Raw genomic sequence first — 14,001 nt, 5'->3', positions numbered from 1 at the left:
CCCCTCCACTCGGGCAACCTTCTCGTCGAGCGTCCGTGCGCCAGACGTCGGACATCGGCGACGCTTCACCCCGTACTTGGGCAGGGGTGTGAAAGGCGTTACAGGCACTGAACTCCGCCTGGTCGGCGTACGTGGGTACGGATGACCATGGTCGACGGACTCGACCCCCACAGGTCTAAACCAATTTCCGGTCGACCCTTGTCATCGCACCCCCGGTCTGATGAGCTGTGGCCTGGGACACAACGGACACCCTGGGAAAGGCAGATGCCGTGAGCAACGAAAGCCTGGCCAACCTGCTCAAGGAAGAGCGCAGGTTCGCACCCCCCGCCGACCTGGCCGCGAACGCCAACGTCACGGCGGAGGCGTATGAGCAGGCCAAGGCTGACCGACTCGGTTTCTGGGCCGAGCAGGCCCGCCGACTGAGCTGGGCCAAGGAGCCGACCGAGACCCTGGACTGGTCGAACCCGCCGTTCGCCAAGTGGTTCCAGGACGGCGAGCTCAATGTGGCGTACAACTGCGTCGACCGGCATGTCGAGGCGGGGAACGGCGACCGGGTCGCCATCCACTTCGAGGGCGAGCCCGGCGACAGCCGCGCGATCACCTACGCCGAGCTCAAGGACGAGGTCTCCAGGGCCGCGAACGCCCTGCTGGAGCTGGGGGTCCAGAAGGGCGACCGGGTCGCCGTCTACATGCCGATGATTCCCGAGACCGCCGTCGCGATGCTCGCGTGCGCCCGGATCGGCGCCGCGCACTCCGTGGTCTTCGGCGGCTTCTCGGCGGACGCCCTCGCCACGCGCATCCAGGACGCGGACGCCAAGGTCGTCATCACCTCCGACGGCGGCTACCGGCGCGGCAAGCCGTCCGCGCTCAAGCCCGCCGTCGACGAGGCCGCCGACAAGGCCGGCAACGTCGAACACGTGCTCGTCGTGCGTCGCACCGGCCAGGAGGTCGCCTGGAACGACAGCAGGGACGTGTGGTGGCACGAGATCGTCGAACGGCAGCCCGCCGAGCACACCCCCGAGGCCTTCAACGCCGAGCAGCCGCTGTTCATCCTCTACACGTCCGGCACGACGGGTAAGCCCAAGGGCATCCTGCACACCTCCGGCGGCTACCTCACCCAGACCGCGTACACCCACCACGCCGTCTTCGACCTCAAGCCGGAGACCGACGTCTACTGGTGCACGGCCGACGTCGGCTGGGTCACCGGGCACTCGTACATCGTCTACGGCCCGCTCGCCAACGGCGCCACCCAGGTCATGTACGAGGGCACGCCGGACACCCCGCACCAGGGCCGCTTCTGGGAGATCATCCAGAAGTACGGGGTGACGATCCTGTACACGGCGCCGACGGCGATCCGTACGTTCATGAAGTGGGGCGACGACATCCCCGCGAAGTTCGACCTCAGCAGCCTGCGCGTCCTCGGCTCGGTCGGTGAGCCGATCAACCCCGAGGCGTGGATGTGGTACCGCAAGCACATCGGCCACGACCGCACCCCGATCGTGGACACCTGGTGGCAGACCGAGACCGGGGCGATGATGATCTCCCCGCTGCCCGGGGTCACCGCGACCAAGCCCGGTTCCGCGCAGACACCGCTGCCCGGCATCTCGGCCACCGTGGTGGACGACGAGGCCAAGGAAGTCCCCAACGGTGGTGGCGGCTACCTCGTCCTGACCGAGCCGTGGCCCTCGATGCTGCGCACCATCTGGGGCGACGACCAGCGCTTCCTCGACACCTACTGGTCCCGCTTCGAGGGCAGGTACTTCGCCGGTGACGGCGCGAAGAAGGACGACGACGGCGACATCTGGCTGCTGGGCCGCGTCGACGACGTCATGCTGGTCTCCGGTCACAACATCTCGACCACCGAGGTCGAGTCGGCGCTCGTCTCCCACCCCTCGGTCGCCGAGGCGGCCGTGGTCGGCGCGGCGGACGAGACGACCGGGCAGGCGATCGTCGCCTTCGTGATCCTGCGCGGCACGGCGAACGCCGAGGACGAGGGCCTCGTCGCCGACCTGCGCAACCACGTCGGCGCCACCCTCGGCCCGATCGCCAAGCCGAAGCGGATCCTGCCGGTGGCCGAGCTGCCCAAGACCCGCTCCGGCAAGATCATGCGCCGCCTGCTGCGGGACGTCGCCGAGAACCGCCAGCTCGGTGACGTCACCACGCTGACGGACTCCACGGTCATGGACCTCATCCAGGCCAAGCTGCCGGCCTCGCCCAGCGAGGACTGACCGGCTACATGAGCAAGGGGGTGCCGGTCACGGGAACGCGCTCGGCACCCCTTTTAGCTAAGCTAAACAAAACAGCGTGACCCCTCAGGTGTGCCGGGAAGTCTGGTCGGCGAACAGTTCAGCCCTGTCCACCGACCGGAGGTCCCCCTGATGCCCGCGCCCACGCGTAAGGTCCTCGGCCGTCTCTCCCTCCCCGAGCGCACCTTCGTCGCGGACGCGCTGCGCACCGAGACGGTCGGCGGGGTGCTCCTGCTCATCGCCGCGGTCGCCGCGCTGATCTGGGCGAACGTCCCCGCGCTGCACGACAGCTACGAAAGCGTCAGCCACTACCACCTCGGCCCCGCGGCCCTCGGACTCCACCTGTCCATCGCACACTGGGCCGCCGACGGACTCCTCGCGATCTTCTTCTTCGTGGCCGGCATCGAACTCAAGCGCGAGCTCGTCGCCGGTGACCTGAAGGACCCCAGGGCGGCCGCCCTGCCCGTCGTCGCGGCCCTGTGCGGCATGGCCGTACCGGCGCTCGTCTACACGCTCACCAACCTCACCGGCGGCGGCTCCCTGTCCGGCTGGGCCGTGCCCACCGCCACCGACATCGCCTTCGCGCTCGCCGTGCTCGCCGTCATCGGCACCTGGCTGCCGAGCGCGCTGCGCGCCTTCCTGCTGACCCTCGCCGTCGTCGACGACCTCTTCGCGATCCTGATCATCGCGGTCTTCTTCACCGCCGACATCGACTTCGCCGCGCTCGGCGGCGCGGCCGCCGGCCTCGCGGTCTTCTGGGCGCTGCTGCGCAAGGGCGTACGCGGGTGGTACGTCTACGTCCCGCTCGCGCTGGTGATCTGGGCGCTGATGTACAACAGCGGCATCCACGCCACGATCGCGGGCGTCGCGATGGGCCTGATGCTGCGCTGCACCAGGCAGGAGGACGAGAAGGTCTCCCCGGGCGAACGCGTCGAGCATCTCGTACGGCCGCTCTCGGCCGGCCTGGCCGTTCCGCTGTTCGCCCTCTTCAGCGCGGGTGTCTCCCTCTCCGGTGGCGCGCTCGGCGATGTGTTCACCCAGCCGGAGACGCTCGGCGTGGTGCTCGGGCTGGTCCTCGGCAAGGCGCTCGGCATCTTCGGCGGGACCTGGCTGACGGCCCGCTTCACCCGGGCCTCGCTCAGCGACGACCTCGCGTGGGCCGACGTGTTCGCCGTGGCGACCCTCGCCGGCATCGGCTTCACCGTGTCGCTGCTGATCGGGGAGCTCGCCTTCGACGGCGACGCGACACTGACCGACGAGGTCAAGGCCGCCGTACTCCTCGGCTCGCTCACCGCGGCCACCCTCGCGACCGTGCTGCTGAAGCTGCGCAACGCCAAGTACCGCAGGCTGTACGAGACCGAGGAGCGCGACGAGGACCTCGACGGCATTCCGGACATCTACGAGGAGGACGACCCGGCGTACCACCTGCGCATGGCGGCGATCTACGACCGCAAGGCCGCCGAGCACCGCCGGATCGCCGAGCGCAAGACGGCCGAGCGGCTTGCCGAAGTGACGGGCGGGGCAGGCGAGGAGGACCACCGTCGGGCATGATCTGACGGGACGGTACAAAAGAAACGGCCCATAGACAGTCACGACCCATACACAGTCCGGCCCATACAGAGTCAGTGAAGAGGGAGACCGCGATGAGCGCACCCGACGGCAGCCCGGTCGGCGCCGAACGCAGCATCGGCCAGTTGTTCGCCTCGGCGACGACCGAGATGTCGGCACTGGTGCACGACGAGATCGCGCTGGCGAAGGCGCAGCTCAAGCAGGACGTCAAGAAGGGCGCGATGAGCGGCGGCGCGTTCAGCGTGGCCGGCGGGGTCCTGCTGTTCTCCCTGCCGATGCTCAACTTCGCGCTGGCGTACGGCATCCGGACCTGGAGCGACTGGAACCTCGCGGTCTGCTTCCTGCTGTCCTTCGCCGCCAACGTCCTCGTCGCACTGGTCCTCGCGCTGATCGGTGTCGTCTTCGCGAAGAAGGCGCAGAAGGGCAAGGGCCCGCAGAAGGTCGCCGCGTCGATGAAGGAGACGGCGGGCGTGCTCCAGAACGCCAAGCCGCATCCGCGCCCCGACGACACCAAGGTCCTGGAGGAGCGGGTCCGCAACACGAAAGCCATCGAGGCTGTGGCACGCTCGTCGTCATGACCGATCCCGCCGCTCCTTCGGCGCAGCAGCACGTCGCCTCTCTCGTACGGCCCGACGGTCCCTGGACGCACCGGGACGTGGCCGCCAACGGCGCGCGCTTCCACATCGCCGAACTGGGCGACGGACCGCTCGTGATGTTCCTGCACGGCTTCCCCCAGTTCTGGTGGACCTGGCGCCACCAGCTGGAGGCGCTCGCCGACGCCGGCTTCCGGGCCGTGGCCATGGACCTGCGCGGCGTCGGCGGCAGCGACCGCACCCCGCGCGGCTACGACCCCGCCAACCTCGCCCTCGACGTCACCGGCGTGATCCGCTCCCTGGGCGAGCCGGACGCCGCGCTGGTCGGCCATGACCTGGGCGGCTATCTGGCGTGGACGGCGGCCGCGATGCGTCCCAAGCTGGTACGACGGCTCGCGGTCGCCTCGATGCCGCACCCCCGGCGCTGGCGCTCGGCGATGCTCTCGGACGTCAAGCAGACCCGTGCCGGTTCCTACATCTGGGGGTTCCAGCGCCCCTGGGTCCCCGAGCGGCGGCTGACCGCGGACGACGGCGCGCTGGTCGCCGAGCTGATCCGGGACTGGTCCGGCCCGCGGCTGCCGGACGACAAGGACGTGGAGACGTACCGCAGGGCGATGTGCATCCCCTCGACGGCACACTGCTCGGTCGAGCCGTACCGCTGGATGGTGCGTTCCCTGGCGCGTCCTGACGGGATCCAGTTCAACCGGCGCATGAAGCGGCCCGTCCGCGTGCCGACCCTGCACCTGCACGGCTCGCTCGACCCGGTGATGCGCACGCGCAGTGCGGCCGGGTCCGGGGAGTACGTCGAAGCGCCGTACCGCTGGCGGCTGTTCGACGGTCTCGGGCACTTCCCGCACGAGGAGGATCCGGTCGCCTTCTCGACAGAACTGATCAATTGGCTGAAGGATCCGGAACCCGATCGGTGACCGATCCGCTGCGCCAGGTGTCCGGATCTGAACACCTGTCCTGCGAACGGCCACTTGCCCGGCGCATAGGCCAATTGGGGGGCGTGGGGGCGGTTATCGACCTTGGGGCGGGGGCACACGTCCGGGTATGGGCTGGACGCACGACTACGGTGACGCGGCACGCAATCGACGCTCGGGCGCTGCCCTGAGCTCCCATCATCAGGGCGGTGCCCCGCAACTGGGGGGCGGCACGGATCTGAGGGTGGGGATCCCGCGCATCCTGCGCCGCCGGGCCCGCTGGGTCTCGGTGCGCCTGCGTCATCCCCGAGGCTGACGCACCCGCCCCAGGGCCCCTCTCACAACGCGCAACTGTCGCTGTCCACCTGCTGGTTCGCGGTGCGCCCCTTGGCGATGTCCTCCTGGATCTCGTCCGCGGTGAGCGCGTACCCGGTGTCGGGGTCGTCGAGCGACTTGGCGAAGACCACGCCGTACACCCTGCCCTCCGGGGTGAGCAGCGGACCGCCTGAGTTGCCCTGGCGGACGGTCGCGTAGAGGGAGTAGACGTCGCGGTCGACGGTGCCGCGGTGGTAGATGTCCGGGCCGTGGGCGTCGATGCGCCCGCGCACGCGCGCGGAGCGGACGTCGTACGAGCCGTTCTCCGGGAAGCCGGCGACGATCGCGCTGTCCCCGCTGGCGGCGTCCTTGGACGTGAACTGCAGCGTGGGCGCGTCCAGATCGGGCACGTCCAGTACGGCGATGTCGCGCTGCCAGTCGTAGAGGACGACCGTGGCGTCGTACTTCCTGCCCTGGCCGCCTATCTGGACGGTGGGCTCGTCGACGCCGCCGACGACATGGGCGTTGGTCATGACGCGCCGGTCGCCGAAGACGAAGCCGGTGCCCTCCAGGACCTTGCCGCAGCTCTGCGCGGTGCCCATGACCTTGACGATGGAGCGCTGGGCGCGGGTGGCGACGGCGCTGTGCGCGAGCTGGGGGTCGGGCGGCTGGACCGCCTTGATCGGCTCGTTGGAGAACGGGCTGAAGACCTGCGGGAAGCCGTTGTCCGCGAGGACCGAGGTGAAGTCCTTGAACCAGGTGTCCGCGTCGGAGGGCAGCACCTCCTGGACGCCGAGGAGCACCTTGGAGCCGCGCACCTCCTTGCCGACCGTCGACATCGTGGTCTGCGCGAGCATGGCGCCGATCAGCCAGGCCACCAGGAGCATCGCCACGACGTTCACGAGGGCGCCGCCGGTGGCGTCGACGGCGCGCGCGGGCGACCAGGTGATGTACCGGCGCAGCTTGTTGCCGAGATGGGTGGTCAGGGCCTGGCCGACGGAGGCGCAGACGATCACGATGACGACGCCGACGACGGCGGCGACCGTGCCGACCTCTGCGTGGTCGGTCAGCGCGTTCCAGACGACGGGAAGGGTGTAGACGGCGACGACACCGCCGCCCAGGAATCCGATCACCGACAGGATGCCCACGACGAAGCCCTGGCGGTAGCCGACGATCGCGAACCACACGGCGGCGACCAGCAACAGGATGTCCAGCACGTTCACCGGTTCGAGCCTCGCCTCATCACTTCGCGTTCACCACAGGTCGGCCGGCCGGGGGCTGTCCCCGGGAAGACACAGCACGGACGCCACCCTGTCATGCGCGCCAGTCGAGCGGGACCTGCTTCTCGCGGTCCCAGGGGCGCTCCCAGCCCGCGAAGTGAAGGATCCGGTCGATGATTCCGGCGGTGAAGCCCCAGACGAGGGCCGATTCGACCAGGAATGCCGGACCTCGGTGTCCGCTGGGGTGGACGGTCGTCGCACGGTTGCCGGGATCCGTGAGATCCGCCACGGGAACCGTGAAGACACGGGCGGTCTCGTTCGGGTCGACGACTCCGACCGGGGTCGGCTCGCGCCACCAGCCGAGCACCGGGGTCACCACAAAGCCGCTGACCGGGATGTACAGCTTGGGCAGTACGCCGAAGAGCTGGACGCCCGACGGGTCCAGGCCGGTCTCCTCCTCGGCCTCGCGCAGGGCTGCCCTCAGCGGCCCGTCGCCCTGGGGATCACCGTCCTCCGGGTCGAGCGCGCCGCCGGGGAACGACGGCTGCCCGGCGTGCGACCTGAGGGAACTCGCGCGCTCCATGAGCAGCAGCTCGGGCCCGCGCTCGCCCTCACCGAACAGGATCAGCACGGCCGACTGCCGCCCCGCGCCGTCCGCCGGCGGCAGGAAGCGGCTCAGCTGGAGCGGCTCGACCGTCTCCACGGCGCGCACCACCGGGTCCAGCCAGCTCGGCAGGCCGTCCTTGCTGAGCGTCACGCCCGTCGTACCGCTCGCCCGTGTCATCGCCACCCCCGTCGTCCTGCCCTGCCCAACGCCCGACGGACCCTAGATCGTTCCACCCGGGCATCACACCTGCCCACCTTCGGGGTCCCCACCACCGAGCGACCCGGGTCTGGACGCCACCCTGTCATGCGCGCCAGTCGAGCGGGACCTGCTTCTCGCGGTCCCAGGGGCGCTCCCAGCCCGCGAAGTGAAGGATCCGGTCGATGATTCCGGCGGTGAAGCCCCAGACGAGGGCCGATTCGACCAGGAATGCCGGACCTCGGTGTCCGCTGGGGTGGACGGTCGTCGCACGGTTGCCGGGATCCGTGAGATCCGCCACGGGAACCGTGAAGACACGGGCGGTCTCGTTCGGGTCGACGACTCCGACCGGGGTCGGCTCGCGCCACCAGCCGAGCACCGGGGTCACCACAAAGCCGCTGACCGGGATGTACAGCTTGGGCAGTACGCCGAAGAGCTGGACGCCCGACGGGACCAGGCCGGTCACATCCTCGGCCACGCGCAGGGCTGCCCTCAGCGGCCCGTCGCCCTGGGGATCACCGTCCTCCGGGTCGAGCGCGCCGCCGGGGAACGACGGCTGCCCGGCGTGCGACCTGAGGGAACTCGCGCGCTCCATGAGCAGCAGCTCGGGCCCGCGCTCGCCCTCACCGAACAGGATCAGCACGGCCGACTGCCGCCCCGCGCCGTCCGCCGGCGGCAGGAAGCGGCTCAGCTGGAGCGGCTCGACCGTCTCCACGGCGCGCACCACCGGGTCCAGCCAGCTCGGCAGGCCGTCCTTGCTGAGCGTCACGCCCGTCGTACCGCTCGCCCGTGTCATCGCCACCCCCGTCGTCCTGCCCTGCCCAACGCCCGACGGACCCTAGATCGTTCCACCCGGGCATCACACCTGCCCACCTTCGGGGTCCCCACCACCGAGCGACCCGGGTCTGGAGCTCTGGCGCAGCTCAAGGCCCTGGTCCCGTTGCGGGCTCCGGTTCGGCTTCGCACTCCGGTCACACTTCGCACTCCGGTCCGGCTTCGCACTCCGCTCCGGCCTGGTTCTTCCGGCCGACCCGGAGCTACGGCCCGGTCCGGCGCGTCCGCCCAACCGGGCGCCCCTGCCCGACCCGGCGCTCCGGACCGACCGGACATCTCAGCCCAGTCCAGCGCCCCAGCCCGGCCCGGCGCTACTTCCCAGGCCGTCGCCCCCGACCAACCCAGCTCTTCCACCCGCCCGAGCGCTCCCGCCCCACCCGAGACCTCGGCCAGGCGCGGCACTCCCGCCCTACGGCAGCACCCAGTTGTCCGGCGCCACCCCGTCCGACCGGCCCTCAGGACACGTCGGCCTGCCCTGCCGACCCGTACCCGTACCCGTGTCCGTGCCCCGCGCGGCTCGGCCCGTCGGCGTGAGCCAGACGGCCGCAGCGCGCAGGCTGCGCCGGTCGGCCGATGCGGCCCGCCGACCCGCACCGGTGCTCCCGGGCACACCGTCCGCATCCTCACCCGCTGGCCCCCAGTGGCGGTGCGGCCTTCCCACCCGCGTCCAGGTAGGCCTGCGGGGGGTTCAGCCGCTGCCCCGGGAAGCCGCCCTTCTCGTACTTCAGGAGCTTGCGCGCCTTCTCCGGGTCCGTCTCGCCCTCGCCGTAGGCCGGGCAGAGCGGGGCGATGGGGCAGACGCCGCACGCCGGCTTACGGGCGTGGCAGATGCGGCGGCCGTGCCAGATGACGTGGTGCGACAGATCCGTCCAGTCGCTCTTCGGGAAGAGCGCCGACACGGCGGCCTCGATCTTGTCGGGGTCGGTCTCGTCGGTCCACTGCCAGCGCCTGACCAGCCGCATGAAGTGAGTGTCGACGGTGATACCGGGCCGCCCGAAGGCGTTGCCGAGGACGACGAAGGCGGTCTTGCGGCCCACACCGGGCAGCGTGACGAGGTCTTCGAGCCGCCCAGGGACCTCACCGCCGAAGTTCTCCACCAGGGCCTTGGACAGCCCTATCACCGACCTGGTCTTGGCCCGGAAGAACCCGGTCGGCCGCAGGATCTCCTCGACCTCCTCGGGGTTGGCCGCGGCCAGGTCCTCGGGGGTCGGGTACTTGGCGAACAGCGCGGGCGTCGTCTGATTGACCCTCAGGTCGGTGGTCTGCGCGGACAGGACCGTCGCCACGATCAGTTGGAAGGGGTTCTCGAAGTCCAACTCAGGGTGTGCGTACGGGAACACCTCCGCGAGTTCGCGGTTGATGCGCCGGGCGCGGCGCACGAGAGCGGTCTGCGACTCGTTCCTCGGAGGCTTCGTGGCAACCGTCTTCGCGGCAACCGTTTTCGCGCCAACCGCCCTGCCCGCAACCGTCTTCGTGGCCGAGGCCTTCTTCACCGGGGCCGCCGCCTTCTTCACGGTGGCCGCCTTCCGCACGGGAGCCGCCTTCTTCGCCGCCGCGTTGACCGCCGTGTTCGCCGTCTTCTTCGCCGAAGCCCTCTTCTCCACCGGAGCCTTCCCTGCCGCTTTTGCCGTTTTCTTTCCGCCTCCGGCGCCCTGTTCGCCCACAGCGGAATCTCGACGGGGAACCACCCGTCCAGCCCCCTTGGCCTGTGCTCTCACCGGCGTTTTGGACACCCGGCCAGCCTAGAGCCCGGCACTGACATACGCGCCGGACCTCGAAGACCGGCCCCCAATTGGACCCCTGCCGCTTACCCCGGGACATGTGTGCGGCATCCTTGTGACAGATCACACTGTTTGGACCGTCCGGCAAAATGGGCACCGGGTTCCCCTGGTACCAAGGGGGAACAAGATCCCCTGAGCAGGTCGACAAGGAGAGAACTCGTGGACGACGTTCTGCGGCGCAACCCGCTCTTCGCGGCACTCGACGACGAGCAGTCCGCGGAACTGCGCGCCTCCATGAGTGAGGTGACGCTCGCGCGTGGTGACTCCCTGTTCCACGAGGGCGACCCGGGAGACCGGCTCTACGCGGTCACCGAGGGCAAGGTGAAGCTCCACCGCACCTCCCCCGACGGCCGCGAGAACATGCTGGCCGTACTCGGCCCCGGCGAACTCATCGGCGAGCTGTCGCTCTTCGACCCGGGCCCGCGCACGGCGACCGCCACCGCACTGACCGAGGTCAAGCTGCTCGGCCTCGGCCACGGTGATCTCCAGCCCTGGCTGAGCGCGCGTCCCGAGGTGGCCTCCGCGCTCCTGCGAGCCATCGCGCGGCGTCTGCGCAGGACCAACGACCAGATGTCCGACCTGGTCTTCTCGGACGTGCCGGGCCGCGTGGCCCGCGCGCTGCTCGACCTCTCCCGCCGCTTCGGCGTGCAGTCCGAAGAGGGCATCCACGTGGTCCACGACCTCACGCAGGAGGAGCTGGCCCAGCTGGTCGGCGCCTCCCGCGAGACGGTCAACAAGGCCCTCGCGGACTTCGCCCAGCGCGGCTGGCTGCGTCTGGAGGCCCGCGCGGTGATCCTCCTGGACGTCGAGAGGCTCGCCAAGCGCTCGCGCTGAGCACGGATCGTCGTACGACGTCGAAGGGCCCTGCCGTGCGGCTGGGCCCTTCTCGTGTCGCCGGGGGTGGCCACGCGACGGACGACACCGACCGCAGTGGACGAGACCCCTCCGCCCCCCGTTCCCCGGCCGTGGTCGGCCACGTTCGGCCCCCACGGGCCGCGCAGTGCCGTAAACGAGCTGTGTCCGGGACCGCCCCCGGGCACAGTGATCGCATGGCCGCCGAAACAGTTCCTCCCATCGCCCCCAAGGGACTCGACGCCCAGGGCTGCATCGAGCGCGAGGGCTCCCTCGGGCGGATCCCGCAGCCCTTCCGCCCGGTCGTCGCCGCCGCGCGCGACCGGGTGCTGGACCTCTTCGGACCGAGGCTGCACAGCGCGTACCTCTACGGCTCGATCCCGCGCGGCACCGCGCGCGTGGGCCGCAGCGACCTCGACCTGCTGCTCGCCCTGCGCGACGAGCCGAGCGACGCGGACCAGGAGGGCGTACGGGAGTTCGGGGAGGCGCTCGACAGGGAGTTCCCGCAGATCGACGGCGTCGGAACGCTGCTGTACGGCCGGGACCGCCTGCTGAGCGACCTGGAACGGCACGACATGGGCTGGTTCGTGGCCTGTCTGTGCACCCCGCTGCTCGGCGACGACCTGGCGGAGTACCTCCCCCGCTACCGCCCCGACTCGCTCCTGGCCCGCGAGACGAACGGCGACCTCGCCCTCCTGCTCCCCCGCTGGCGCGAACGGATCGAGGCGGCGGACTCGGACAAGACCCGGACTCGACTGGTCCGCTTCATGTCCCGCCACCTGGTCCGCACCGCGTTCACCCTGGTCATGCCCCGCTGGAACGGCTGGACGAGCGACCTGGGAGAGATGGCGGAGGTCTTCGCCGCGTACTACCCGGACCGCGCCGACCAGCTGAGAACGGCGGCCACCCTGGGCCACACCCCGACCGCCGACACGGCCGTACTGCGCGCGTACGTCGACGACCTGGGCCCCTGGCTGGCAGCCGAGAACACGCGCGTGCACGGCGTGAAGGCCCCTAGATGAGCCCGTGCTCCTCCAGGTACTCCAGCTGGGCCCGCACCGACAGCTCGGCGGCCGGCCAGAGCGACCGGTCGACATCCGCGTACACGTGTTCCACGACGGCACCGGGCGTCCGGTAGCCGTTCTCCACGGCCGTCTCGACCTGGGCGAGCCGGTGGGCCCGGTGGGCGAGGTAGAACTCCACGGCACCCTGGGCGTCCTCCAGGACGGGTCCGTGGCCCGGCAGGACGGTGTGGACGCCGTCGTCGACCGTCAGGGACCTCAGCCGCCGCAGGGAGTCGAGATAGTCGCCCAGGCGGCCGTCGGGATGGGCCACGACGGTCGTACCGCGCCCCAGGATGGTGTCACCGGTCACGACGGCCTGATCGGCCGGGAGATGGAAGCACAGCGAGTCGGAGGTGTGCCCGGGCGTCGGAACGACCCTCAGCTCCAGCCCGCCGACCTGCACCACCTCCCCGGCGCCGAGGCCCTCCTCCCCCAGCCGCAGCGCGGGGTCCAGGGCCCGCACCTTGGTGCCGGTCAGCGCGGCGAAACGGACGGCGCCTTCGGCGTGGTCGGGGTGGCCGTGGGTGAGCAGGGTGAGCGCGACCCGCTTACCGACGGCCTCGGCGGTGTCGACGACGGCACGCAGGTGCCCCTCGTCGAGCGGACCGGGATCGACCACGACCGCCAGCTCGGAGTCCGGCTCCGAGAGGATCCAGGTGTTGGTCCCGTCCAGAGTCATCGCGGAGGCGTTGGGCGCGAGGACGTTGACGGCCCGTGGCGTGGCGGGGCCCGAGAGGACCCCGCCCCGTGGCTGGCCGGGGAGGGCTGCGGCGTCGGTCATGCGGAGGCTCCACCGGTCGGGATGTGTTTGGTGAACTCGTCGTGCCCCGGCCAGGAGAGCACGATCTCGCCGTCCACCAGCCGGGCCTGGGCGAGCACAGGGGTCAGATCACGGTCGGGCGCGGCGGCCAGCGCGGCGGCGGCACTGCCGTACGCGGTGAGCTGCCGCAGTGTGGCGATGGTGGGCGGCATCATCAGCAGCTCGCCCTTGTCGTAGCCGTCCGCCGCGTCCTGGGGCCGGATCCACACCGTACGGTCGGCCTCCGTGGAGGCGTTGCGGGTGCGCTGGCCCTGAGGGAGGGCGGCGACGAAGAACCACGTGTCATAGCGACGGGGTTCGAACTCGGGCGTGATCCAGCGCGTCCAGGCCCCGAGCAGATCCGACCGCAGCACGAGCCCCCGACGCTCCAGGAACTCCGCGAAGGACAGATCCCGCGCCACGAGAGCGGCCCGGTCCGTCTCCCACTCCGCGCCCGTGGTGTCACCGACCACCGACTCGGCCGTCGGCCCGGCGAGCAGGACGCCCGCCTCCTCGTACGTCTCCCGCACGGCCGCGCAGACGATCGCCTGAGCCGCCGTCTCGTCCACCCCGAGCCGAGCCGCCCACCACGCGCGCGTGGGGCCCGCCCAGTGGATCTGGTGCTCGTCGTCACGGGGGTCGACACCACCGCCGGGATAGGCGTAGGCGCCTCCCGCGAAGGCCATCGAGGCCCGTCTGCGCAACATGTGCACGACGGTTCCGGTCGCCGTGTCCTTCAGCAGCATCACGGTGGCGGCACGTCTGGGCACGGCCGGCCGAAGCGAGCCGTCCGCGAGCGCGCGGATACGGTCCGGCCATTCCGCTGGGTACCACTGCCCGTTTGCCATGGCCGGAGGCTAACTCCTGACGGGCGGATGTTCGAGAGGGGCCCCGCGGGCAGCGGCGCTGGGCTTGAACAGGGCGCCTACGGGGATGCCGGGTCAGCTCGTCGGGCGGCTGCGGGCCGGTGGGGGCTGGTCGCGCAGTTCCCCGCGCCCCTAGG

The 14,001-nt window shown here is 70.9% G+C and carries 13 protein-coding genes; 7 read left to right on the top strand and 6 right to left on the bottom strand.

Annotated elements, in window-relative coordinates; all coding sequences use genetic code 11:
• Positions 1-269: 269 nt before the first annotated feature.
• The 5 genes from acs to ACFVYN_RS23250 all read left to right on the top strand — a co-directional run bounded on the left by acs (position 270) and on the right by ACFVYN_RS23250 (position 5,647).
• Positions 270-2,228, top strand: coding sequence for an acetate--CoA ligase (gene acs, locus ACFVYN_RS23270; protein WP_390001446.1), 1,959 nt, complete (start codon positions 270-272; stop codon positions 2,226-2,228).
• Between the two features lie 150 nt (positions 2,229-2,378).
• On the top strand, positions 2,379-3,797 hold the full coding sequence (gene nhaA, locus ACFVYN_RS23265; RefSeq protein WP_390001444.1) for a Na+/H+ antiporter NhaA: 1,419 nt from the start codon (positions 2,379-2,381) through the stop codon (positions 3,795-3,797).
• Positions 3,798-3,889: 92 nt separating this feature from the next.
• Positions 3,890-4,393, top strand: a complete 504-nt coding sequence (locus tag ACFVYN_RS23260) for a phage holin family protein (RefSeq protein ID WP_390001442.1) — start codon at positions 3,890-3,892, stop codon at positions 4,391-4,393.
• Entirely contained in the window at positions 4,390-5,334 is a 945-nt protein-coding gene (locus tag ACFVYN_RS23255; protein ID WP_390001441.1) for an alpha/beta fold hydrolase, read from the top strand. The genes ACFVYN_RS23260 and ACFVYN_RS23255 overlap by 4 nt, the downstream gene beginning before the upstream one ends.
• A gap of 127 nt (positions 5,335-5,461) precedes the next feature.
• The gene (locus tag ACFVYN_RS23250; RefSeq protein ID WP_390001439.1) at positions 5,462-5,647 is read left to right on the top strand and encodes a hypothetical protein; all 186 of its coding nucleotides are present in this window, start codon (positions 5,462-5,464) and stop codon (positions 5,645-5,647) included.
• 22 nt (positions 5,648-5,669) lie between these two features.
• On the opposite strand, the gene ACFVYN_RS23245 is transcribed toward ACFVYN_RS23250, so the two are convergent.
• From ACFVYN_RS23245 to nth, 4 genes are all read right to left on the bottom strand, one after another.
• Positions 5,670-6,869, bottom strand: a complete 1,200-nt coding sequence (locus tag ACFVYN_RS23245; protein WP_390001438.1) for a MarP family serine protease — start codon at positions 6,867-6,869, stop codon at positions 5,670-5,672.
• Positions 6,870-6,960: 91 nt separating this feature from the next.
• Positions 6,961-7,650, bottom strand: a complete 690-nt coding sequence (locus ACFVYN_RS23240) for an NUDIX hydrolase (protein ID WP_390001538.1) — start codon at positions 7,648-7,650, stop codon at positions 6,961-6,963.
• Positions 7,651-7,774: 124 nt separating this feature from the next.
• Positions 7,775-8,464, bottom strand: coding sequence for an NUDIX hydrolase (locus tag ACFVYN_RS23235; RefSeq protein WP_390001536.1), 690 nt, complete (start codon positions 8,462-8,464; stop codon positions 7,775-7,777).
• Positions 8,465-9,125: 661 nt separating this feature from the next.
• Positions 9,126-10,106, bottom strand: coding sequence for an endonuclease III (gene nth, locus ACFVYN_RS23230; RefSeq protein ID WP_390001437.1), 981 nt, complete (start codon positions 10,104-10,106; stop codon positions 9,126-9,128).
• A 336-nt stretch (positions 10,107-10,442) separates the two neighbouring features.
• Here nth and ACFVYN_RS23225 point away from each other — a divergent pair, with 336 nt between their 5' ends.
• Entirely contained in the window at positions 10,443-11,117 is a 675-nt protein-coding gene (locus ACFVYN_RS23225) for a Crp/Fnr family transcriptional regulator (RefSeq protein WP_007383667.1), read from the top strand.
• Positions 11,118-11,332: 215 nt separating this feature from the next.
• The gene (locus ACFVYN_RS23220; RefSeq protein WP_390001435.1) at positions 11,333-12,157 is read left to right on the top strand and encodes a nucleotidyltransferase domain-containing protein; all 825 of its coding nucleotides are present in this window, start codon (positions 11,333-11,335) and stop codon (positions 12,155-12,157) included.
• Here ACFVYN_RS23220 and ACFVYN_RS23215 read toward each other — a convergent pair.
• Together ACFVYN_RS23215 and ACFVYN_RS23210 are read right to left on the bottom strand one after the other, a co-directional pair.
• Positions 12,150-12,980, bottom strand: a complete 831-nt coding sequence (locus tag ACFVYN_RS23215) for an MBL fold metallo-hydrolase (protein WP_390001433.1) — start codon at positions 12,978-12,980, stop codon at positions 12,150-12,152. The genes ACFVYN_RS23220 and ACFVYN_RS23215 overlap by 8 nt on opposite strands.
• The gene (locus tag ACFVYN_RS23210) at positions 12,977-13,846 is read right to left on the bottom strand and encodes an NUDIX hydrolase (RefSeq protein ID WP_390001431.1); all 870 of its coding nucleotides are present in this window, start codon (positions 13,844-13,846) and stop codon (positions 12,977-12,979) included. The genes ACFVYN_RS23215 and ACFVYN_RS23210 overlap by 4 nt, the downstream gene beginning before the upstream one ends.
• Between the last annotated feature and the right edge of the window lie 155 nt (positions 13,847-14,001).

It is taken from the genome of Streptomyces sp. NPDC058307, from assembly GCF_042880295.1.
In the GTDB taxonomy this organism is placed as follows: domain Bacteria; phylum Actinomycetota; class Actinomycetes; order Streptomycetales; family Streptomycetaceae; genus Streptomyces.
Note: the sequence above shows the minus strand (reverse complement) of the source record. Positions and strands in the feature narration are given on the sequence as shown.

Bases quoted from the DNA above. Each gene is read 5' to 3' on its own strand.
- ACFVYN_RS23240 (WP_390001538.1), bottom strand. From the start codon at position 7,650: ATGACACGGGCGAGCGGTACGACGGGCGTGACGCTCAGCAAGGACGGC.
- ACFVYN_RS23210 (WP_390001431.1), bottom strand. From the start codon at position 13,846: ATGGCAAACGGGCAGTGGTACCCAGCGGAATGGCCGGACCGTATCCGC.
- ACFVYN_RS23255 (WP_390001441.1), top strand. From the start codon at position 4,390: ATGACCGATCCCGCCGCTCCTTCGGCGCAGCAGCACGTCGCCTCTCTC.
- nhaA (WP_390001444.1), top strand. From the start codon at position 2,379: ATGCCCGCGCCCACGCGTAAGGTCCTCGGCCGTCTCTCCCTCCCCGAG.
- ACFVYN_RS23250 (WP_390001439.1), top strand. From the start codon at position 5,462: ATGGGCTGGACGCACGACTACGGTGACGCGGCACGCAATCGACGCTCG.
- ACFVYN_RS23220 (WP_390001435.1), top strand. From the start codon at position 11,333: ATGGCCGCCGAAACAGTTCCTCCCATCGCCCCCAAGGGACTCGACGCC.
- ACFVYN_RS23235 (WP_390001536.1), bottom strand. From the start codon at position 8,464: ATGACACGGGCGAGCGGTACGACGGGCGTGACGCTCAGCAAGGACGGC.
- ACFVYN_RS23260 (WP_390001442.1), top strand. From the start codon at position 3,890: ATGAGCGCACCCGACGGCAGCCCGGTCGGCGCCGAACGCAGCATCGGC.
- ACFVYN_RS23215 (WP_390001433.1), bottom strand. From the start codon at position 12,980: ATGACCGACGCCGCAGCCCTCCCCGGCCAGCCACGGGGCGGGGTCCTC.